Here is a 21,223-nt window from a genome sequence, read left to right as displayed (position 1 = left end):
GACAGCCTCATGCCGCACGACCTGCCCGAAACCCGGATTGCCGCAGCGGACTGGCGTGCCGTTGAAGACAACCTGGGACGCGATGGCTACGCCGTGCTGCCCTCGCTATTGACACCGGCCAGGTGCGAAGAACTCGCGGGCTACTTCTTTCAGGACGCACGCTTTCGCAGCCGCATCGTGATGGAGCGCTACGCCTTTGGCCGAGGCGAGTACAAGTATTTCAGCTACCCGCTGCCCGATGTGGTCGGGCGTCTGCGCCAGTCGCTCTATCCCCGCCTGGCGCCCATCGCCAACCGATGGCACGCTGCCATGCGGATCGAAGAACGCTTTCCGGCGACCCATGATGAGTTTCGGGAAATCTGCCATGCTGCCGGTCAGCAGCGGCCGACGCCGCTTTTGCTGCGGTATCGGGCCGACGACTATTGCTGCTTGCACCAGGATCTGTACGGCGATCACGTCTTTCCGTTTCAAGCCATCTTCCTGCTCAACGAACCGGGGCGCGACTTCGAGGGCGGCGAGTTGCTGCTGACGGAGACCAACCCGAAGAGGCCCGGCCGGGCGGACGTGGTGCCATTGCGCCAGGGTGATGCCGTGGTGCTCGCCGTCAACCACCGGCCCGTTCGTTCCGCCCGCGGCTTCTACCGGGCCCATCTGCGCCACGGGGTCAGCCGGCTGCACGAGGGACAGCGGCATACGCTGGGCATCATCTTTCACGATGCCAGTTGACTCAGGTTCGTGCCTCGATGGTGCTTGACGAAAGACGAGCCCGGCCTCAGACCGTCGCCAGATCCCAGCGCGGCTTGACGTCGAACGCGTAGGTTCGCGTGGCGACCGCCTGCCCATCCTGCAGCCGCATGGCGGCGGCCATCGCGATCATGGCGCCGTTGTCGGTGCACAGGTGCAGCTCGGGGTAGTGCACGCGCACACCCAGCCGGGCGCAGGCCGCATTGAGCTGTTCGCGCAGCAGGCGGTTGGCGCCCACGCCGCCGGCCACCACCATGCGCTTGAGGCCCGTGGCCTTCAGCGCGGCCAGCGACTTCTTCACCAGCACCTCCGCAATGGCCGCCTCGGTGGACGCGGCCAGGTCGGCCTTGCGCGCCTCCAGTTCGCCGCCCAACTTCTTGGCCTGGGTCAGCACCGCGGTCTTGAGCCCGGCGAATGAAAAATCCAGATCGCCGCTGTGCAGCAGCGGCCGCGGCAGCTTGAACGCCGCAGCGTCGCCCTGCTGCGCCAGCCGCGACAGCGCCGGCCCGCCCGGGTAGCCCAGGCCCAGCAGCTTGGCCGACTTGTCGAAGGCCTCGCCGGCCGCGTCGTCGATGGTTTCGCCCAACAGCTCATAGCGGCCCACGCCGTCCACCCGCATGAGCTGGGTGTGGCCGCCCGACACCAGCAGCGCCACGAACGGAAACTGCGGCGGGTCCGCGCTGAGGAACGGCGACAGCAGATGCCCTTCGAGGTGGTGCACGCCCAGCACCGGCCGGGCCGTGGCGGCGCCGAGGGCACAGGCCACGCCAGCGCCCACCAGCAGCGCACCGGCCAGGCCCGGGCCGCGCGTGTAGGCCACCACGTCCACCTCCGCAAGGCTTCGCCCGGTCTCGGCCAGCACCTGTTCGGTCAGCGGCAGCACGCGGCGGATGTGGTCGCGGCTGGCCAGCTCGGGCACCACGCCGCCATAGGCCTGGTGCATCTGGATCTGGCTGTGCAGTCCATGGGCCAGCAGGCGCGGCACGCCCGGGCCCGCCGCTTCCACCAGCGCCACCCCGGTTTCGTCGCACGACGATTCGATTCCCAATACCAGCATGGGACCAAGTGTAAAGTGCGCGCGCGCCGGCAGCGCCGCGCAGGGTCTTGCGGCACGGATATTGCCTGCACCTGAGGCACGCCCATGAAATCCGGACTCAGCTTTCTCGTCGCCGCCCGCCAATGCGAGATTGGCGAACTCGAACAGCTCGCGCTCACCAGCGAGCTGGTGAGCGTCATCGGGCGGCTGATCCACGCGCTGCAGCGCGAGCGCGGGATGTCCAATGTCTTCCTCGGCTCGCAGGGCACGCGCTTTGGCGACCCGCGGCGCCAGCAGGTGGCCGAGTGCGAGCAGGTCGAGCAGCGGGTGCGCGAGCATTTCGACACGCTGGACACCGATGCCAGCCGGGTGCGCAACGGCGCGCGCCTGTTCAGCCGCATCGCCTTCGTGCTGCACGCGCTCGACGGCCTGCCCGCCCTGCGCCAACGCATCGGCGCGCAGGCCCTGCCGCCCGAGGAAGCCAGCGCCGCCTTCGTGCGCTTGATCGCCGGGCTGCTGAGCGTGGTGTTCGAGGCCGTGGACAGCGCCACCGACCCGGACATCTCGCGCGCCCTGGTCGCGATGTTCAACTTCATGCAGGGCAAGGAGTTCGCGGGCCAGGAGCGCGCCTTCGGCGCCGCCAGCTTCGCCTCGGGCCACACCGACCTCGCGCGCCAGCAGCAGTGGCGGCACCTGATCGAGTCGCAGGAGCGCTGCTTCGAGGTCTTCGCGGACTTCTCGGAGCGGCCCGTGCTCGACGCCTGGCACGCCAGCCAGCAGGATGGCGGCCTCGCGGAGCTGGAGCGCCTGCGCCGCATCGGCTGCGCGCCCAGCACGGATGGCGCGCTCGACGCCAACCTCAGCCAGGCCTGGTACGAGGGCTGCACGCGCCGCATCGACGCGATGAAATTGCTGGAAGACCAGTTGGCCGTCCATCTGCGCGGGCTGTGCAGGCGCAAGATCGCCCAGGCCCGCACCGAGCTGCGCGACCAGCAGGCCATCCTGGAGACGCTGTCGCGCGAGGCCGGCGCGGCCGGGCCCGGCACGCCGGCGCACTACGGCCCGCAGCTCGAGCGCTCCATCCTGGGCATGGTGCAGGAGCAGGCCCACCGCCTGCAGGCCATGAGCGACGAGCTGGAGACGGTGCGCGCCGCGCTCGACGAGCGCAAGCTGGTGGAGCGCGCCAAGGGCTTGCTCATGGCCAGACGCCGGCTCGGCGAGGATGAGGCCTACAAGATGCTGCGCCAGACCGCGATGAACCAGAACCGCCGGCTGGTGGATGTGGCCCGGGCGGTGCTGGCGATGGCCGACTACCTCTGAGCCGGCTGCGGGCCGGCGGCTGCTGCGCCGCACAAATTCCGTGCCTGGGCGGCGGCGATGCACCAGGATGGACCGCCGCCGCCACGCCCGCCAGGCGCCCTGGCCCCCTCACGCAAGAGCGAAACGCCAGCAGCCCCTTCCTCGGGTAAACCCTGGCACGCTTTCTGCTTGAAGCTCTTCAAAGCCGGGCCAATGGCGGTTCGGCGGCAAGTCGTCTTCCAAGGCTTCTTCGGACAACGGCGTCCATTTCCACCTGCCCCGGGGCAGGTGAGAGATGGGCGCCGTTTTTGTTTTTGATTCGTCACACCAGGAGTTGAGCATGACGCAACCGTCTTTGGGCCCCTCGGCACCCGCCCGTCGCGATTTCATCAGGAAGGCCGGCGCTGCCGGCGGCGCGGCCCTGTTCGGCGGGCTCGGCGCGCGCGGCGCCTGGGCCGCGGGCTCGGATGCGCCGGAGAAGAAGGAAGTGAAGATCGGCTTCATCCCGCTGACCGACTGCGCCAGCGTGGTCATGGCCTCGGTGCTGGGCTTCGACAAGAAACATGGCGTCACCATCATCCCCAGCAAGGAGGCGAGCTGGCCCGGCGTGCGCGACAAGCTGGTCAACGGCGAGCTCGACCTGGCCCACGTGCTCTACGGCCTGGTCTACGGCGTGCATCTGGGCATCGGCGGCCCGAAGAAGGACATGGCCGTGCTGATGAACCTGAACCAGAACGGCCAGGCCATCACGCTGTCGAAGAAGCTGGCCGACAAGGGCGCGGTGGACGGCCCCTCGCTGGCCAAGCTGATGGCCAGCGAGAAGCGCGAATACACCTTCGCCCAGACCTTCCCCACCGGCACCCACGCGATGTGGCTGTACTACTGGATGGCGGCCTACGGCATCCACCCGATGAAGGACAGCAAGATCATCACCGTGCCGCCGCCGCAGATGGTGGCCAACATGCGCATCGGCAACATGGACGGCTACTGCGTGGGCGAGCCCTGGGGCCACCGCGCGATCATGGACGGCATCGGCATCACCGGCGTGACCACGCAGGACATCTGGAAGGACCACCCTGAGAAGGTGCTGGGCTCCACCGCCGAGTTCGTCAAGAAATACCCCAACACCGCCCGCGCGGTGACGGCCGCCATCCTGGAGGCCGGCCAGTGGATCGACGCCAGCCTCTCCAACAAGATGAAGATGGCCGACACCATCGCCGACAAGTCCTACGTGAACACCAGCGTGGACGCGATCAACCAGCGCATCCTGGGCCGCTACCAGAACGGCCTGGGCAAGACCTGGGACGACCCCAACCACATGAAGTTCTACAACGACGGCACGGCCAACTTCCCCTACCTGTCGGACGGCATGTGGTTCCTCACGCAGCACAAGCGCTGGGGCCTGCTCAAGGAACACCCCGACTACCTGGCCGTGGCCCAGCAGATCAACCAGATCGCGCTGTTCAAGGACGCCGCCGCCGCCAGCAAGACGGCGGTGCCCAAGGAAACCATGCGCACCAGCAAGCTGGTCGACGGCACCGTGTGGGACGGCAAGAACCCGGCCAAGTACGCCGACGGTTTCAAGATCAAGGCCTGAAGGGGAACGCCATGGTCAGCGCCGTCTTCCACACCCCGCTCGAGGCCAGTGCCTCGCCCGACCCTCGAGTTGCTACAAAAACAATAGCACCCAATGACCACCCGACGCTGACATCCGCCCCAAAACCCTTGAAAAACCCGGCGCCGGCCCCGCGCGCGCCCTTCGACTGGCGCGGCCTGTGGCTGCGCGTGCTGCCGCCGGTGCTCGGCCTCGGCCTGCTGGTGCTGGTGTGGGAACTGGTGGCGATGAAGAACAGCAACGGCTTTCCCACGCCGGCCGACACCCTCCGGCAGGCGGTGGAAGTGTTCAGCGACCCGTTCTACAGCAAGGGGCCTAACGACCAGGGCGTGGGCTGGAACGTGCTGTCCTCGCTCAAGCGCGTGGCGCTGGGCTTCGGCCTGGCGGCGCTGGTGGGCATCCCGGCAGGCTTCCTGATCGGGCGCTTCACATTCCTTTCCCGCATGTTCAACCCGCTCATCAGCCTGCTGCGCCCGGTCTCGCCGCTGGCCTGGCTGCCGATCGGCCTGCTGGTGTTCAAGGGCGCCAACCCGGCGGCCATCTGGACCATCTTCATCTGCTCGATCTGGCCCATGGTCATCAACACCGCGGTCGGCGTGCAGCGCGTGCCCAGCGACTACATGAACGTGGCGCGCGTGCTCAACCTCTCCGAGTGGAAGATCATCACCAGGATCCTGTTTCCCGCCGTGCTGCCCTACATGCTGACCGGCGTGCGCCTGGCGGTGGGCACGGCCTGGCTGGTGATCGTGGCCGCCGAGATGCTCACGGGCGGCGTGGGCATCGGCTTCTGGGTCTGGGACGAGTGGAACAACCTCAACGTCAAGAACATCATCATCGCCATCTTCGTGATCGGCATCGTCGGTCTCGTGCTGGAGTTCGCGCTCATCAAGCTCGCCACCGCCTTCACCTTCGAGGAGGTCAAGTCATGAACACCGCCAAGTACATCGAGATCCAGGGCGTCGAGCAGACCTTCAAAACGCCCAAGGGTTCTTTCCCCGCGCTGCGCGGCATCAGCCTCACGGTGGCCCAGGGCGAGTTCGTCGCCCTGATCGGCCACTCGGGCTGCGGCAAGTCCACGCTGCTCAATTTGATCGCGGGCCTGGCCGCTCCCACGCAGGGCACGCTGATCTGCGCCAACCGCGAGATCAAGGGCCCGGGGCCGGAGCGCGCGGTGGTGTTCCAGAACCATTCGCTGCTGCCCTGGCTCACCTGCTTCGAGAACGTCTACCTGGCGGTGGAGCGCGTGTTCGGCGCCTCCAGCCGTGTGACCGGCGTGCCGGCCGAGAACAAGGCACAGCTGCGGGCCCGCACCGACGCCGCACTGGCGCTGGTGGGCCTGAGCGCCGCCGCGCAGAAGCGGCCCGGCGAAATCTCCGGCGGCATGAAGCAGCGCGTGGGCATCGCGCGCGCGCTGTCGATGGAGCCCCAGGTCTTGCTGATGGACGAGCCCTTCGGCGCGCTCGACGCGCTCACGCGCGCCAAGCTGCAGGACGAGCTGCTGGCCATCGTGGCCAAGACCCGCAGCACGGTGGTGATGGTCACGCACGACGTGGACGAGGCCGTGCTGCTGAGCGACCGCATCGTGATGCTGACCAACGGCCCGGCCGCCACCATCGGCGAGATCCTGGCGGTGGACCTGCCGCGCCCGCGCAGCCGCGTCGCGCTGGCCGAGGACACCCGCTACCTGCACTGCCGCAAGGCCGTGATCGACTTCCTCTACACGCGCCAGGCGCATGTGGAGAAGGCTGCCGCCTGACTGCCGGAGAACACCATGGACATGCGCGTGAAGAAACAGAAACTCGTGATGGTCGGCAACGGCATGGCCGGCGTGCGCACGCTCGAAGAGCTGCTCAAGGTCGCGCCCGACCTGTACGACATCACCGTGTTCGGCGCCGAGCCCCACCCCAACTACAACCGCATCCTGCTGTCGCCCGTGCTCGCGGGCGAGCAGACGCTGGAGGAGATCGTGCTCAACGGCTGGGACTGGTACCGCGACAACGGCATCACCCTGCACGCCGGCAAGAAGGTGATGCAGATCGACCGCGTGCACCGCACCGTGCAGGCCGTCGATGCCCAGGGCGGCGTCACCGAAGCGCCCTACGACCGGCTGCTGCTGGCCACCGGCTCCAACCCCTTCATGCTGCCGGTGCCCGGCCGCGACCTGCAAGGCGTGCTGGCCTACCGCGACATCGCCGACACCCAGGCCATGATCGAGGCCGCGGCCAGGTACAGGAAGGCCGTGGTCATCGGCGGCGGCCTGCTCGGGCTGGAGGCCGCCAACGGCCTGATGAAGCGCGGCATGGAAGTGAGCGTGGTGCACGTGATGCCCTGGCTCATGGAACGCCAGCTCGACGGCGTGGCGGCCCGGCTGCTGCAGAAGTCGCTCGAGGAGCGCGGCCTGCGGTTCCTGCTCGGCGCGCAGACGCAGGAGCTGGTGGGCGACCAGGACGACGGCAAGGGCGGCCGCGTGAAGTCGGTGAAGTTCAAGGACGGCACCGAAGCCGAGGCGGATCTCGTGGTGATGGCCGTCGGCATCCGGCCCAACACCGAGCTGGCCGAGAAGATGCGCCTGCACTGCAACCGCGGCATCGTGGTCAGCGACACCCTGCAGACCGTGACCGATGCGCGCATCTACGCGGTGGGCGAATGCGCCAGCCACCGCGGCATCGCCTACGGCCTGGTGGCGCCGCTGTTCGAGCAGGGCAAGGTGGTGGCCAACCATCTCGCGCAGTTCGGCATCGGCCGCTACACCGGCTCGCAAACCTCCACCAAGCTCAAGGTCACGGGCATCGACCTGTTCTCCGCCGGCGAGTTCATGGGCGGCGAAGGCACCGAAGAGATCGTGATGAGCGATCCCTTCGCCGGTGTCTACAAGAAGCTGGTGGTCAAGGACGACCGGCTGGTCGGCGCCTGCCTGTACGGCGACACGGTGGATGGCAGCTGGTACTTCAAGCTGCTGCGCGACGGCCGCAGCGTGGCCGACATCCGCGACAAGCTGATGTTCGGCGAATCCAACATCGGCGACGTGGGCCACGAAGGCCACAGCAAGGCCGCGGCCATGCCCGACGACGCCGAGGTCTGCGGCTGCAACGGCGTGAGCAAGGGCACAATCTGCAAGGCCATCAAGGACAAGGGCCTGTTCACGCTCGACGAGGTGCGCAAGCACACCAAGGCCAGCGCGAGCTGCGGCTCCTGCACCGGCCTGGTCGAGCAGATCCTGATGTTCACCGCGGGCGGCGACTATTCGGCCACGCCCAAGAAGAAGGCGGTGTGCGGCTGCACCGACCACAGCCACCAGGACGTGCGCGACGCCATCCGGACCCACCGGCTGGTCACGATCGCCGACACCTTCCGCTTCATGGAGTGGCGCACGCCCAACGGCTGCGCCACCTGCCGCCCCGCCGTCAACTACTACCTGATCAGCACCTGGCCCAAGGAGGCCCGGGACGACCCGCAAAGCCGCTACATCAACGAGCGCAGCCATGCCAACATCCAGAAGGACGGCACCTACTCGGTGATCCCGCGCATGTGGGGCGGCGAGACCACGGCGGCCGAGCTGCGCCGCATCGCCGACGCGGTGGACAAATACCAGATCCCCACCGTCAAGGTCACCGGCGGCCAGCGCATCGACCTGCTGGGCGTAAAAAAGGAAGACCTGCCCGGCGTCTGGAAGGACATCGGCATGCCCAGCGGCCATGCCTACGCCAAGGCGCTGCGCACGGTGAAGACCTGCGTGGGCAGCGAATGGTGCCGCTTCGGCACGCAGGACAGCACGCAGATGGGCAAGGACCTGGAGCGCGCCCTCTGGCGCATGTACGCGCCGCACAAGGTCAAGCTCGCGGTCAGCGGCTGCCCGCGCAACTGCGCCGAGGCCGGCATCAAGGACGTGGGCGTGATCGGCGTGGACAGCGGCTGGGAGATCTATGTCGCGGGCAACGGTGGCATCAAGACCGAGGTCGCGCATTTCTTCTGCAAGGTCAAGACCGCGGCCGAGGTGCTGGAGTACAGCGGCGCCTTCCTGCAGCTCTACCGCGAGGAAGGCTGGTACCTGGAACGCACCGTGCACTACGTCAACCGCGTCGGCCTGGACGCCGTGAAAAAGAGAATCCTCGACGACCCCGAAGGCCGCCGGGCGCTGTGGGAGCGGTTGCAGTTCAGCCTGGACGGCGAGCCCGACCCGTGGTTCGAGTTCGACAAGGCGGCCGTGGACACGCGGCAGTTCGCCCCGCTGGGCGCCTGAGGCAGCCACCCTGAACATGCCCATGAAACGCAGAACCCTTCTGATCGCCAGCGCCTGCGCCGCGCTGCCCCTGGCCGCACAGGTGGCCGACGTCAACGACGCCATCAACAAGGCCGGGCGCCAGCGCATGCTCTCGCAGCGCATGGGCAAGGCCTACCTGGCCGTGGTGCAGGAGGTCGAGGTCTCCAGCGCGCGTGCCGTGCTGGACCGCTCGATGGCCCTGTTCGACCGCCAGCTCGCCGAGCTCAAGGGCTTCGCGCCCACGCCCGAACTGCGCGACACCTACGGCCGGCTCGAGCTCGCATGGTCGGACCTCAAGGCCTCGCTGGTCGGCGCCCAACCCAGCCGCAACGGCGCCAGCCAGGTGATCCAGAACGACGCCCGGGTGCTGGCGCTCGCCAACCAGGGCACGGTGCAGTACGAGCAGCTTTCGGGCCAGCCGCTGGGCAGGCTCGTCAACATCGCCGGGCGCCAGCGCATGCTGTCGCAGCGCATGGCCAAGTTCTACATGGCCGGCGCGATGCAGGTCGAGCCCCAGCTCGCGGCCGCCGAGCTGGCCAAGGCGCGCAGCGAATTCCTCACGGCCATGCAGACCCTGCGCAGCGCGCCCGAGGCCACCGCAAGGATCCGCGACGAACTCGCCCTGGCCGACGGCCAGTGGGTGTTCTTCGACCTCGCGCTGCAGCGCCCGCAGGCCAGCACGGTGCACGCCAGGGCGCTGTCGGACGTGTTCGTGTCGAGCGAGAACCTGCTCACCATCATGGACCGCGTCACCGGTCTGTACGCCAACCTGAAAGCCTGAGGTTCCATCATGAGCGACTGGAAAGCCATCTGCCGCATCGACGACATCCCCCGGCTCGGCTCGCGCCGCGTGTCGCGCCCGCACGGGCTGGACGTGGCCGTGTTCCGCAGCGAGCAGGACGAGATCTTCGCGCTGCTCGACCGCTGCCCGCACAAGGGCGGCCCGCTGTCGCAGGGCATCGTGTTCGGCACCAGCGTGGCCTGCCCGCTGCACAACTGGACCATCGGCCTGGCCGACGGCTGCGCCCGCGCGCCCGACGAGGGCTGCACGCCCCGCTTCAGCGTGAAGGTGGAAGCGGGCCTGGTGCACCTGGACGCGCACGAGCTGCAGACGGTGGGCACCGGGCTGGCGCGTCCCACCGCCGGGCCGGCCCACCATCCGGCCGCCGCCTGAGCCATGACGGGGTGGGCGCGATGACGGAGACTCGATCGACCTGTCCCTATTGCGGTGTGGGCTGCGGACTCGCCTGCGGCGGTCCGCTTTGCGGAATCCGTGAAACGCCGCAGCCCCGAGGATGGGCGCGATGACGGAGACTCGATCGACCTGCCCTTACTGCGGCGTGGGCTGCGGCGTCATTATCGAAAGCGAGGGCCCGCAGATCACCGGCGTGCGCGGCGACCCCGACCACCCCGCCAACTTCGGCCGGCTGTGCACCAAGGGCTCGACCCTGCACCTCACGGCCAGCGCCGCCGTGACGCGGCAGACGCGCCTGCTGCAGCCGATGCGGCGGGCCGGGCGCGGCGAAGCGCCGGTGCCCGTCTCATGGGACGCGGCCCTCGACCACGCCGCCGGCAAGTTTGCGCAGCTGATCCATGACCACGGCCCCGATGCCGTCGGCTTCTACATCTCGGGCCAGCTGCTGACCGAGGACTACTACGTCTTCAACAAACTCGCCAAGGGCCTGGTCGGCACCAACAACGTCGACACCAACTCGCGCCTGTGCATGAGCAGCGCGGTCGCCGGCTACAAGCAGACGCTGGGCGCCGATGCGCCGCCCGCCTGCTACGACGACGTGAGCCACGCGCAATGCCTGTTCATCGCGGGCAGCAACGCGGCCTGGGCCCACCCCATCCTGTTTCGCCGCATCGAGGAGGCGCGCGCCGCCAACCCGGCGCTGAAGATCATCGTGGCCGACCCGCGCCGCACCGGCACCGCCGAGATCGCCGACCTGTTCCTGCCGCTACAGCCCGGCACCGACGTGATGCTGTTCAACGGCCTGCTGCACATCATGCTGTGGGAAGGTTGGACGCAGCCCGGCTACATCGCGGCCCACACCTCGGGTTTCGACGAACTCAAGGCCCTGGTGCGCGACTGCACGCCCGACCTCGTGGCGCAGACCTGCGGCATCGCCAGGCAGGACCTGTTCACGGCGGCCCAGTGGTTCGCCACCTCGGCGGCCACCCTGAGCCTGTACTGCCAGGGCCTGAACCAGTCGAGCAGCGGCACCGCCAAGAACACGGCGCTGATCAACCTGCACCTGGCCACCGGCCAGATCGGCAAGCCCGGCGCCGGGCCGTTCTCGCTGACCGGCCAGCCCAATGCGATGGGCGGGCGCGAGGTCGGCGGGCTGGCCAACCTGCTCAGCGCGCATCGCGAGCTCGCCAACCCGCAGCACCGCGCCGAAGTGGCCGCGCTCTGGGGCCTGCCCTCGGTGCCCGAAAAACCCGGCAAGCCGGCCGTGGAGATGTTCCAGGCCGCGGCCGACGGCGAGATCAAGGCGCTGTGGATAGCCTGCACCAACCCCGCGCAGTCCATGCCTGACCAGGCCATGGTGCGCCGGGCGCTCGAGCGCGCCGAGTTCGTCGTGGTGCAGGAAGCCTTCGCTACCACGGCCAGCTGCGCCCATGCCGACCTGCTGCTGCCCGCCACCACCTGGGGCGAGAAGACCGGCACCGTGACCAACAGCGAGCGCCGCATCAGCCGCGTGCGGCCCGCCGTTCCCGGCCCGGGCCAGACGCGGCACGATTGGGCCATCGCCGTCGATTTCGCGCACCGGCTCGAACAGCGGCTGCGCCCGGGCCAGCCCACGCTGTTCCCGTACCCGCTGGCCGACGCGGGCGTGGAGGCGATCTGGAATGAGCACCGCGAGTCCACCCGCGGCCGCGACCTCGACATCACCGGCATGAGCTACGCCGCGCTCGACGAGCGGCCGCTGCAGTGGCCAATGCGCTCGGGCGACACCCAGGGCCGGGCCCGGCTCTACGAGGACGGCCGCTTCCCCACCGCCGACGGCCGCGCGCGCTTCGTCGCCAACGCCTACCGGCCGGTGGCGGAGCCGCGCGAGTCGCGCTACCCGTTCGCGCTGACCACCGGGCGGCTGCGCGACCAGTGGCACGGCATGAGCCGCACCGGCACGCTGGGCCGCCTGTTCGGCCATGTGGCGGAACCCGCCGTGCAGCTGCACCCGCAGGACATGGCGCGGCGCCAGCTGCGCGACGGCGACCTCGTGCACGTGACCAGCAAGCGCGGCTCCATCGTGCTGCCGGCGCAGGCCAGCGCCGAGGTCGGCCTGAGCCAGGCCTTCATCGCCATGCACTGGGGCGAGGAGTTCCTGAGCGGCGTCAGCAGCACCGGCAAGCCGCTGGCGGGCGTGAACGCGCTCACCACCTCGGCCGCCTGCCCCGATTCGAAACAGCCCGAACTCAAGCATGCGGCCGTCAAGATCCTGAAGGCCGAGCTGCCCTGGTCGCTGCTCGCCATGGCCTGGCTGCCGGGCGAGCAGGTGCTCGCCGCGCAGACCGGGCTGCGGCGAATGATGGCGCTGTTCCCCTTCGCCGCCTGCGTGCCGTTCTCCAGCCAGGTGCCGCTGTCGCAGCAGGCCAGCGCGCGCCATGGCCTGCTGTTCCGGGGGGCCGCCTTCGAGGCGCCGCCGGCCGAGGTGCTCGCCCAACTGGAGCAATGGCTCGGCCTGGACCGGGCCGACACCCTGCGCTACGCGGACGCACGCCGCGCCCAGCGCCGCGCGGCCCGCCTCGCGCGCCACGGCGACGCCGTGACGCTGGACGGCTTCCTGCTGGCCGGCGACACCTCGGCCGAGGCCTGGATCCGCGCCGTGCTGCAGGACGGCCTGCCCGCGCAGGCCTATGGCCGCCTGCTGCTGGCGCCGGGCGCCAGGCCGCCGGTGGCCGTGGTCTCGCGCGGCAAGCCGGTGTGCACCTGCCTCAACGTCACCGACGTGGCGATCCGCGCGCAGCTCGCCGGCTGCGCGGGCAGCGAGGGCGAACGGCTCGCCGCGCTGCAGGGCGCGCTGCGCTGCGGCACCCAGTGCGGCTCCTGCGTGCCGGAGCTGCGGCGCCTGGTGCGCGACACCGAGGCCGCGCCGGCCTGAGCCCGCGTCATTCGCCATATAGCCCGAAGTCATCAGGCATCGCAGACAATCGACGGCACCCATGGGAATCAGCCAGTACATCAAGGAAATCGGCCGCGGCAAGCAGGGCGCGCGATCGCTCACGCGCGCGCAGGCGGCCGACCTGTTCGGCCAGGTGCTGGACGGCACGGTGACCGACCTCGAAGTCGGCGGCTTCTGCCTGGCCATGCGCATCAAGGGCGAAACACCCGAGGAGATGGCGGGCTTCCTCGATGCCACCTACACCCGCCTGAACCGGCTGCCCGCCAGCGACCGCCCGCTGGTGGTGCTGCCCAGCTACAACGGTGCGCGCAAGCTGCCGGTGCTGACGCCGCTGCTGGCCCTGCTGCTGGCGCGCGAGGGCCTGCCGGTGCTGGTGCACGGCACGGCCACCGAGTCGAGCCGGGTTTTTGCCTCCGATGTGCTGGAGGTCCTTGGCGTGCGGTCATTGTTAGCTATCAATAAGATAGCAAACAGCACCGTGGCCCATGCCCCGACCGAGCTGCTGAGCCCCGGCCTCAAGCGCCTGCTCGACGTGCGCCGCGTGGTGGGCCTGCGCAACCCGGCGCACAGCCTCGTCAAGCTCATGAACCCGAGCAAGGGCACGGCGCTGGTGGTGAGCAGCTACACCCATCCCGAGTACGCCCTCTCCATGGCCGCCACCTTCGAGCTCATGGGCGCGAATGCCCTGCTGCTGCGCGGCACCGAGGGCGAGGTAGTGGCCGATGCGCGCCGCACGCCGCAGATGCAGGGCTTCATCGCGGGCCGTCCCGTGCTGCTGCAGGAGGGCGTGAAAGGCACGCTGCCCAGCGTGCCCGACCTGCCGCGGGACATCGATGCCGCCAGCACCGCGGCCTACACCCAATCCGTGCTGGCCGGCGCCAGCCCGCTGCCGGCCTCGATCGCGCAGCAGGTGGAACACATCTTGCACTTGGTCTCACAGCTATGAACACAGGCAAAGTCACTCTCGTCGGCGCGGGCCCTGGCGACCCCGAACTGCTCACGCTCAAGGCCGTGAAGGCGATCCAGGCCGCCAGCGTGCTGCTGGTGGACGACCTCGTGAGCGACGCCATCGTGGCCTACGCAGCGCCCAGCGCGCGCATCGTGCACGTGGGCAAGCGCGGCGGCTGCAAGAGCACGCCGCAGGCCTTCATCGAGAAGCTCATGGTGATGGCCGCGCGCGAGGGCGAGAACGTGGTGCGCCTCAAGGGCGGCGACCCGTTCATCTTCGGGCGCGGCGGCGAGGAGGTCGAGCACCTGCGCGCGGCCGGCGTCGAGGTGGAGGTCGTCAACGGCATCACCGCCGGGCTGGCCGCCGTCACCAGCCTGGGCCTGCCGCTCACGCACCGCGACCACGCCCACGGCGTCGTGTTCGTCACCGGCCACGCGCGCCCTGGCGAGGCCGGCATCGACTGGGCGCAGCTCGCGGCCACGGCGCGCGACGCGCGCCTGACCCTGGTGATCTACATGGGCGTGGCCGGCGCCACCGAGATCGAGCGCGAGCTGCTGCGCGGCCTGCCGGCCTCGACGCCGGTGGCCATCATCCAGAACGCCACGCTGGCCAGCCAGCGCCACGCGGTGGCCACGCTGGGGCGGCTGCAGGCGACCCTCACCGCTGAAGGGCTGGCCAGCCCCTCGGTCATCGTCGTGGGCGACGTGGTGCGGGGCGCCCAGGCGGCCGGCCTGCCCGCGCTCGAGCGGGCCGCCTGAACCAAACCCCACTGGGCGTGCGCCGATAATCGGCGGCATGGGTCATTCGCGCACTGCCAAAGCCGAGAGTCACGAGCGCATCGTGAAGGTCGCTTCCGAGCGCTTCCGCGAGCGCGGGGTCGATGGCATCGGCATGGCCGACCTGATGAAGGAGGCCGGCCTGACCCACGGCGGCTTCTACAAGCACTTCAACTCGCGCGCCGAACTGGTGGCCGAGGCCATCGAGCGCGCCCTGCGCGACGGCAGCGCGGTGGCCGACAGCATCGCGGCCGACCCGAAGGCGAGCCTTGGCTGGCTGATTGACGGCTACCTGAGCCTCACGCACCGCGACAACATCGCCGCGAGCTGCGCCGTCACCACGCTGGCCGGCGACGTGGTGCGCAGCGGCGAGCGCGCCCGCTCGGCCTATGCCGCGCAGGTCAACCGCTATGCCGAGCTCATCGGCAAGCTCATCACCACGCTGCCCGCCGAAGAAAAGCGCGCGCCGGCCCTGGCGGCGCTGGCCACCCTGGTGGGCGCCACCGCCATGGCCCGCGCCGTCAGCGATGAGAAGCTGTCCCGGGAAATCCTGCGGGCGGCGGCGGCCGACCTGAAAGCCCGGCTGGGCTGAGCCCGGCCCCCCGCGCTCCACCCATACCCCACCGGCGCCCCTGCGACAGGAGCGCCACCCAGCCCCGGCGCGCCCATGTTGACGATCTGGATGTCAATCGCTATCCTCTTACCATTATGGATGTTGATTGACATCCATAATCACGCCCCTCCCGGAAAGGACATCGAGCATGCAACGCTTTCTTGCGCTACGTTTCCTGGCAGCCGCAGCCACCCTTGCACTGGCCGCGGGCTGCGCCACCCCGGTTTCTTCCCCGACAGGCTCCTCCACAGAAAGGCACACCACCATGACTCTCGACCAAACCAAGCAGGCCCTGCTGGGCGACTGGGTGAGCATCGCGCCCGAGATCCGCCCGAGCGCCACCAAGAACCCGGATGGCACGCTCAAGCCGTTCTACCTGCAGCGCCGCTTCCGCTACCTCGACGGCGACCGCTTCGAGCTGTCCATCGTCAACTCCGCCGACCCCTACGGCAAGGTCCCCCTGGCGCGCATCGACCTGCGCGGCCACATGGGCTGGCGCGGCGAGCACCCGATCGCCGCCGGCGCCCAGAAGGTGGATTTCGTCGCCGACGAAGCCTACGAAGTCACCCCGCTGCTGCAGGGCTTCGCCGACCTGCTCAACAAGGTGGCCGGCCCGGGCTACGACGCCTGGCAGGTCGGGGCGAAGCAGAGCATCTTCGGCAAGAACTTCGCGCCGTTCGGCTTGGTCGCAGGCCGCCACTTCATGGAGTACGACCTCGTCTACTTCAGCCATGGCCTGCTGTTCTGGGGCGCGCGCAACGTGGACGGCCGGGGCTTCGACACCGAAGACAACCGCCCCACCAACCTGCAGATTCCGCTGGCCAGGCCCTGAGCACCCGTACGCCCAGCGACGGGCCTGCGACGGCGCAGGCCCTTCCCTTTCCCCTTGACCCACCACGCCCCCGAGCCGGATGCCGTCCGGCCCGGATCGGCGCGCGCGGCCGCAGCAACCAAGGGTTTTCCCTATTTATGCCAAATAAAACATATTCATAAACTATTGTTCATGTCCATGAACGAAGTCAAGAGCGCCAAACGGGTGCTGGAGATCCTCCAGTTCTTCGCGGCCTCCCAGGCGCCGGCCAGTCTGTCGCAGATCTCGGCCGCGCTGGGGTTTCCCAAATCGAGCTGCCTGGCCCTGCTGGACACGCTCGAAGCCGAGGGCTATGCCTACCAGGCCAGCGGGCGCTACTACCTCACCCGGCGCTGGCTCAACGAGGCCGAGCTGGTGGCCGCGCACGACCAGGTCGCCGCCCGGATCCGGCCCGTGCTGGAGCAGTTGCGGGCCCAGCTGCAGGAAACGCTGATCCTGGCCCAGCGCTCGGGCGACCGCGTCATGTACCTGGACGTGGCCGAGGCCGACCGGACCGTGCGCTTCGCCGCCCATGTCGGACAGACCAAGCCCCTGCATGCCTCCGCGTCAGGGCGGGCGCTCCTGGGCCTGATGCCGCTGCCCGAGCGGACCCGCCTGGTCGACCGGCTGCGGCTGGAGGCCTACACCGGCACCACCGTGATCGACCGGGCCTCGCTGCTCGAAGTCATCGAGCAGGGCAACCGGCGCGGCTGGCACGCCAACCTGGCCGAGCACCAGGCCGACACGCTGTCGGTCGCGGCGCCCCTGGTGCTGCACGGCATGGCGTTCTCGCTCGTCGTCGGCGCGCCCATGGGCCGGTCGGGCGAACGTGTCGACGAGATCGGCCAGGCGCTCGCGGCCGCGAGCCGCAGCCTGGCCCAGAGCATCGAGCCCCCCAGAACCACCCCATCCACCAAGGAGTAGCCCGATGTCGGGACTGTATTTCGAAGAGTTTTCCCCTGGCCAGCAGTTCAACCACGACTGGACCCGCACGGTCACCGAGATGGACAACGTGATGTTCAGCTCGCTGACCATGAACGTGCAGCCGCTGCACCTGGACGCGCATTTCGCCGCCAAGACGGAGTTCGGCAAGCCCCTGGTCAACAGCCTGTTCACCCTGGGGCTGATGATCGGCATGACCGTCAACGACACCACGCTCGGAACCACCGTCGCCAACCTGGGCATGACCGATGTGGCGTTTCCCAAGCCCGTCTTCGCCGGCGACACCATCCACGTGCAGACCCGCGTGCTCTCGGTGCGCGAGAGCCAGTCGCGCCCGCGCGCCGGCATCGTGGAGTTCGAGCATTTCGCCCTGAACCAGCGCGACGAGGTGGTGGCCCGCTGCAAGCGCTCCGCGCTGATGCACAAGCGCCCGGCCTGAGGGAGCGCCCCGCATGACCCGTACCTTCCTGTTCGTGCCCGGCGACTCGCAGCGCAAGTTCGAGCGCGCGATCACCACCGCCGCCGACGCCCTGATCCTCGATCTTGAAGACTCTGTCGCCCCGGCCCGCAAGCCGGCCGCGCGCCCCCTCGTGCGCCAGATGCTGGCGCAGGTGCCCGCCACCCAGCAGGCCTGGGTGCGCGTGAACGCGCTGGACAGCGGCCACCTGCTGCAGGACCTCGCCGCGGTGATGCCGGCGCGGCCCTACGGCATCGTCCTGCCCAAATGCCAGGGGCGCGAGGCCCTGCTCCAGGCCGCGCACTACCTCGATGCCTTCGAGGCGCAGGCCGGCCTGCCCCAGGACAGCACGCGCATCCTGGCCATCGTCACGGAAACCGCGCAATCGATCTTCGGGCTCGGCAGCTACGCCCATGTGACGCCTCGCCTGTGGGGCCTCTCCTGGGGCGCGGAAGACCTGGCCGCCGACGTCGGCTCGCTGGGCAACCGGCACCAGGGCCGCTACACCGAGCCCTACCGGCTCGCGCGCTCGCTGTGCCTCTACGCCGCCGCGGCAGCGGGCGTGCGGGCCATCGACACCGTCTGCGTCGAGCTGGACGAGCCCACGGTGCTGGCCGACGAGGCGCAGGAGGCCTGCCGCGACGGCTTCGCCGGCAAGCTCGCGATCCACCCCCGGCATGTCGAGGCCATCAACGCGGCCTTCACGCCCGATGAAAGCCAGCTGGCCTGGGCCGCCAGGGTGCTCGAGGCCTTCGAGCGCAATCCGGATGCGGGCACCTTCAACCTGGACGGCAAGATGATCGACCAGCCCCATCTTCGCCTGGCGCGCCGGCTCATGGGGAGGGCCTGAGCGATGGCCGGTGCACTGGACAAAGTGCGGATCCTTGACCTGACCGGCGTCGGCATGGGGCCGATGGCCACGCAGATGTTGGGCGACATGGGCGCCGACGTGATCAAGGTGGAATCCGCCGCCGGGGACGTGTTCCGCCACGTCACGCCGCAGCGCCACGCGAAGATGAGCCACGCGCATCTCAACTTCAACCGCAACAAGCGCAGCGCCGTCATCGACGCGAAGACCGCCGAGGGCCGCCAGCAGCTGCTGGCGCTGCTGGAGGACACCGACGTCCTCGTCTCCAACATGCGCGCGCCGGCCATGCGCCGGCTCGGGCTGGACTACGCCTCGCTGGAGCAGCGCTTTCCGAGGCTGATCTACTGCGCCTGCTATGGCTACTCCGAGAGCGGCCCCTACGCGGGCCGGCCGGCGATCGACGACACCATCCAGGCCGTGTCGGGCCTGGCCTGGCTGCAGGGCGGCGCGGGCGCGGGTGCGGGTGCGCCGGAGTACGTGAAGTCGGTGGTGGCCGACAAGGTGGTCGGGCTCTACGTGGCCCAGGCGGTGGCCAGCGCGCTCTATGCGCGCGAGCGCAGCGGTGTCGGCCAGGCCATCGAGGTGCCGATGTTCGAATGCATGGTGGCCTTCATGGCGCTCGAGCACCTGGCCGGGCTGACCTACGTGCCGCCCGAAGGCAACGCGGGCTACGCGCGCCTGCTCAACGACTACCGGCGGCCATTCCGCACCCAGGACAGCTACATGAGCGTGGTGCCCTACACCGACGCGCAGTGGCAGCGCTTCTTCGCGCTGGTGGGCCATCCGGAGATGGCGCAGGACCCCCGCTACCAGACGCTCAACAGCCGCAGCCGGCATTTCCCGGAGCTCTACCGCTTCGTGGAAGAGTCGCTGGCCGGGCGCACCACCGCGGCCTGGTCCGAGGCGCTGGCCGATGCCGACATTCCGTTCGCCCCCGTCAACTCGTTCGACGACCTGCTGCGCGATCCGCACCTGGCGGCCACGCAGTTCTGGCACGAGTCCGAGCACCCGACCGAAGGCCGCATCGTGCAGGCCGGCCTTCCGGTCCGCTTCAGCCGCACGCCCGGCCAGGTGCAGCGCCATGCGCCGTCGCTGGGCGAGCACACCGATGAAATCCTTGGCGGCCTCCGCCGCCCCTGACCACCGACCGCCGCCACCGCGCGCGGCCATCACCCCCCACAGAGAGACACAGTCCATGAACATCAGACATCCACTCAAGACCGCCCTGGCCGCCGCCGCCCTGCTCGCCGCGGCCGGCGCCTCGGCGCAGGCCTATCCCGCTCCCGGCAAGACCATCCGCTTCGTGATCGGCTTCCCCGCGGGCAGCACCATCGACAACGTATCGCGCGTGGTGCTGGACAACATCCGCACCCGCACCGGCGCCACCATCATCATCGACAACAAACCCGGCGCGCTCGGGGTGCTCGGGGTCGAGACGGTGGCCAAGGCGCCGCCCGACGGCTACACCATGATGCCGGCGTCGAGCGCCACGCATTCCTCGGGCCCCTACCTGTCCAAGGCGGCGCAGCGCTTCGACGCGGTCAACGGCTTCACGCATGTGGGCCGGGTGGTGCGCTTCGACGTCGTGGTCGTCACGGGCGCGGCCCAGGGCCTGCAGACGGCCGGCCAGCTGATCGCCGCCGCCAAGGCCAACCCCACGGCCGTCTCCTACGGCTACGGCTCGGGCACTGGCCAGGTGGTGGCGGCGGCCTTCAGCCGCGCCGCGAAGATCCAGGTGCTGGGCGTGCCCTACAAGGGACAGCCGCCCGCCTTGACGGACCTGATCGGCGGGCAGGTCAGCTTCGTCGCGGCCGACCTGGGCGCCGTGCTGTCGCAGGTGCGCGCCAAGAACCTGACAGCCGTCGCCGTCGTCTCGAACAAGCGCTCGACCATCCTGAGCGACGTTCCCACCGCCCGCGAACTGGGTCTTGGCGAACTCAACCTGACCGGCTGGATCGGCATGGCGGGCCCCGCCAAGCTGCCGCCGGAGGTGGTGCAGTGGTGGAACACGCAGATCAGCACCGCCATGGCCGCGCCCGAGGTCATCGAGCGCCTGCGCAACATGGGCATGGAGCCCGACCTGCTCAACGGCGAGCCGTTCCAGCGCTTCGTCAAGGAGCAGTACGACGCCTGGGGCCAGCAGATCCGCGAAGCCGGCATCCAGCCCGAGTGAGCGCCATGGAGGCTTCGCCGCTGCAATCCCACCGGGAAGAAATCGACGCGCTCGACGAGCAGATCGTGACGCTGCTCGCCCGGCGCTTCGCCGTGACCCGCGAGGTCGGGCGGCTCAAGGCCTTGCACCAGCTGAACGCCGTGGACGCCGAGCGGGAGCGCCAGCAGGCGCTGCGCTACGAAGCGCTGGCCGGCAGGCATGGCCTCAATCCGGCCCTGGTGGCGCAGCTGTTCCGCCGCATCATCGATGAGGTCGTGCTCGACCACCGCGCCATCCAGTCCGCCATGGACGCGCGGCCGGCCGCCTGAACCACGGCGGCGGTGCGGCCGAGCCCCTCGGCCGGGGCCGGCAGGCCCGTTAACATCGGGGGCTTCTCCCATCCCCCTCGCCTTTCTCAGGACTTCCATTGACAACGCGCAAGCGCACGGGCGCGGCCTTCGCGCCCCTCCAGCCCACCACCCGTCCTGCTGCGGCCCGCCGGCCCGGCCCCGCGCTGCACAGCCCTCTGAC

Annotated in this window: 20 protein-coding genes; 19 read left to right on the top strand and 1 reads right to left on the bottom strand. The window is 69.6% G+C overall.

All coding sequences use genetic code 11. The features are described 5' to 3' along the window. Nucleotides 1–9: 9 nt before the first annotated feature. Nucleotides 10–726 (top strand): 2OG-Fe(II) oxygenase, encoded by a 717-nt coding sequence (locus MMF98_RS04725; protein WP_243304823.1) that lies wholly within the window; start codon nucleotides 10–12, stop codon nucleotides 724–726. Between the two features lie 46 nt (nucleotides 727–772). Here MMF98_RS04725 and tsaD read toward each other — a convergent pair whose 3' ends face one another. Further along, the gene (gene tsaD / locus MMF98_RS04720; RefSeq protein WP_243304821.1) at nucleotides 773–1,801 is read right to left on the bottom strand and encodes a tRNA (adenosine(37)-N6)-threonylcarbamoyltransferase complex transferase subunit TsaD; all 1,029 of its coding nucleotides are present in this window, start codon (nucleotides 1,799–1,801) and stop codon (nucleotides 773–775) included. Nucleotides 1,802–1,885: 84 nt separating this feature from the next. On the opposite strand from tsaD, the gene MMF98_RS04715 reads away from it, so the two are divergent. From MMF98_RS04715 to MMF98_RS04630, 18 genes are all read left to right on the top strand, one after another. After that, nucleotides 1,886–3,100, top strand: coding sequence for a nitrate regulatory protein (locus MMF98_RS04715; RefSeq protein WP_243304818.1), 1,215 nt, complete (start codon nucleotides 1,886–1,888; stop codon nucleotides 3,098–3,100). A 319-nt stretch (nucleotides 3,101–3,419) separates the two neighbouring features. Next, nucleotides 3,420–4,676 (top strand): CmpA/NrtA family ABC transporter substrate-binding protein, encoded by a 1,257-nt coding sequence (locus MMF98_RS04710; RefSeq protein ID WP_243304816.1) that lies wholly within the window; start codon nucleotides 3,420–3,422, stop codon nucleotides 4,674–4,676. 11 nt (nucleotides 4,677–4,687) lie between these two features. Then, complete coding sequence (gene ntrB / locus MMF98_RS04705) at nucleotides 4,688–5,623, top strand: nitrate ABC transporter permease (RefSeq protein WP_243304814.1); 936 nt, start codon at nucleotides 4,688–4,690, stop codon at nucleotides 5,621–5,623. Continuing rightward, nucleotides 5,620–6,450, top strand: coding sequence for an ABC transporter ATP-binding protein (locus MMF98_RS04700; RefSeq protein ID WP_243304812.1), 831 nt, complete (start codon nucleotides 5,620–5,622; stop codon nucleotides 6,448–6,450). The genes ntrB and MMF98_RS04700 overlap by 4 nt, the downstream gene beginning before the upstream one ends. 15 nt (nucleotides 6,451–6,465) lie before the next feature. After that, nucleotides 6,466–8,934 (top strand): nitrite reductase large subunit NirB, encoded by a 2,469-nt coding sequence (nirB, locus tag MMF98_RS04695; RefSeq protein ID WP_279343511.1) that lies wholly within the window; start codon nucleotides 6,466–6,468, stop codon nucleotides 8,932–8,934. 22 nt (nucleotides 8,935–8,956) lie between these two features. Next, nucleotides 8,957–9,736, top strand: a complete 780-nt coding sequence (locus MMF98_RS04690) for a type IV pili methyl-accepting chemotaxis transducer N-terminal domain-containing protein (RefSeq protein ID WP_243304810.1) — start codon at nucleotides 8,957–8,959, stop codon at nucleotides 9,734–9,736. A 9-nt stretch (nucleotides 9,737–9,745) separates the two neighbouring features. Beyond that, nucleotides 9,746–10,129, top strand: coding sequence for a nitrite reductase small subunit NirD (nirD, locus tag MMF98_RS04685; protein WP_243304809.1), 384 nt, complete (start codon nucleotides 9,746–9,748; stop codon nucleotides 10,127–10,129). A 130-nt stretch (nucleotides 10,130–10,259) separates the two neighbouring features. Then, on the top strand, nucleotides 10,260–13,064 hold the full coding sequence (locus MMF98_RS04680; RefSeq protein ID WP_243304807.1) for a nitrate reductase: 2,805 nt from the start codon (nucleotides 10,260–10,262) through the stop codon (nucleotides 13,062–13,064). A gap of 61 nt (nucleotides 13,065–13,125) precedes the next feature. Then, the gene (gene ybiB / locus MMF98_RS04675; protein ID WP_243304805.1) at nucleotides 13,126–14,031 is read left to right on the top strand and encodes a DNA-binding protein YbiB; all 906 of its coding nucleotides are present in this window, start codon (nucleotides 13,126–13,128) and stop codon (nucleotides 14,029–14,031) included. Further along, a complete protein-coding gene (cobA, locus tag MMF98_RS04670; protein WP_243304803.1) occupies nucleotides 14,028–14,792 on the top strand; it encodes a uroporphyrinogen-III C-methyltransferase in 765 nt (254 codons plus the stop codon). Before ybiB ends, cobA begins: the two co-directional genes overlap by 4 nt. An 82-nt stretch (nucleotides 14,793–14,874) precedes the next feature. After that, nucleotides 14,875–15,402 (top strand): TetR/AcrR family transcriptional regulator, encoded by a 528-nt coding sequence (locus tag MMF98_RS04665; protein ID WP_243304801.1) that lies wholly within the window; start codon nucleotides 14,875–14,877, stop codon nucleotides 15,400–15,402. A 286-nt stretch (nucleotides 15,403–15,688) separates the two neighbouring features. Continuing rightward, the gene (locus MMF98_RS04660) at nucleotides 15,689–16,255 is read left to right on the top strand and encodes a hypothetical protein (protein ID WP_243304799.1); all 567 of its coding nucleotides are present in this window, start codon (nucleotides 15,689–15,691) and stop codon (nucleotides 16,253–16,255) included. A 171-nt stretch (nucleotides 16,256–16,426) separates the two neighbouring features. Then, the gene (locus tag MMF98_RS04655) at nucleotides 16,427–17,197 is read left to right on the top strand and encodes an IclR family transcriptional regulator (protein WP_243304797.1); all 771 of its coding nucleotides are present in this window, start codon (nucleotides 16,427–16,429) and stop codon (nucleotides 17,195–17,197) included. Between the two features lie 4 nt (nucleotides 17,198–17,201). Next, nucleotides 17,202–17,654 carry a MaoC family dehydratase gene (locus MMF98_RS04650; RefSeq protein WP_243304795.1) on the top strand — a complete coding sequence of 151 codons (453 nt, stop codon included), beginning with the start codon at nucleotides 17,202–17,204 and terminating at the stop codon, nucleotides 17,652–17,654. A 13-nt stretch (nucleotides 17,655–17,667) separates the two neighbouring features. Further along, nucleotides 17,668–18,522 carry an HpcH/HpaI aldolase/citrate lyase family protein gene (locus MMF98_RS04645; RefSeq protein WP_243304794.1) on the top strand — a complete coding sequence of 285 codons (855 nt, stop codon included), beginning with the start codon at nucleotides 17,668–17,670 and terminating at the stop codon, nucleotides 18,520–18,522. Nucleotides 18,523–18,525: 3 nt separating this feature from the next. After that, nucleotides 18,526–19,680 carry a CaiB/BaiF CoA transferase family protein gene (locus MMF98_RS04640; RefSeq protein ID WP_243304792.1) on the top strand — a complete coding sequence of 385 codons (1,155 nt, stop codon included), beginning with the start codon at nucleotides 18,526–18,528 and terminating at the stop codon, nucleotides 19,678–19,680. 55 nt (nucleotides 19,681–19,735) lie between these two features. Beyond that, on the top strand, nucleotides 19,736–20,713 hold the full coding sequence (locus MMF98_RS04635; RefSeq protein WP_243304789.1) for a Bug family tripartite tricarboxylate transporter substrate binding protein: 978 nt from the start codon (nucleotides 19,736–19,738) through the stop codon (nucleotides 20,711–20,713). Between the two features lie 5 nt (nucleotides 20,714–20,718). Next, nucleotides 20,719–21,021, top strand: a complete 303-nt coding sequence (locus MMF98_RS04630; protein WP_243307298.1) for a chorismate mutase — start codon at nucleotides 20,719–20,721, stop codon at nucleotides 21,019–21,021. Nucleotides 21,022–21,223: the final 202 nt, after the last annotated feature.

This window comes from Variovorax terrae, assembly GCF_022809125.1.
Classification (GTDB): Bacteria; Pseudomonadota; Gammaproteobacteria; order Burkholderiales; family Burkholderiaceae_C; genus Variovorax_A; species Variovorax_A terrae.
The sequence above is the reverse complement of the archived record's forward strand: the minus strand, read 5'-3'. Positions and strand labels throughout refer to the sequence as shown.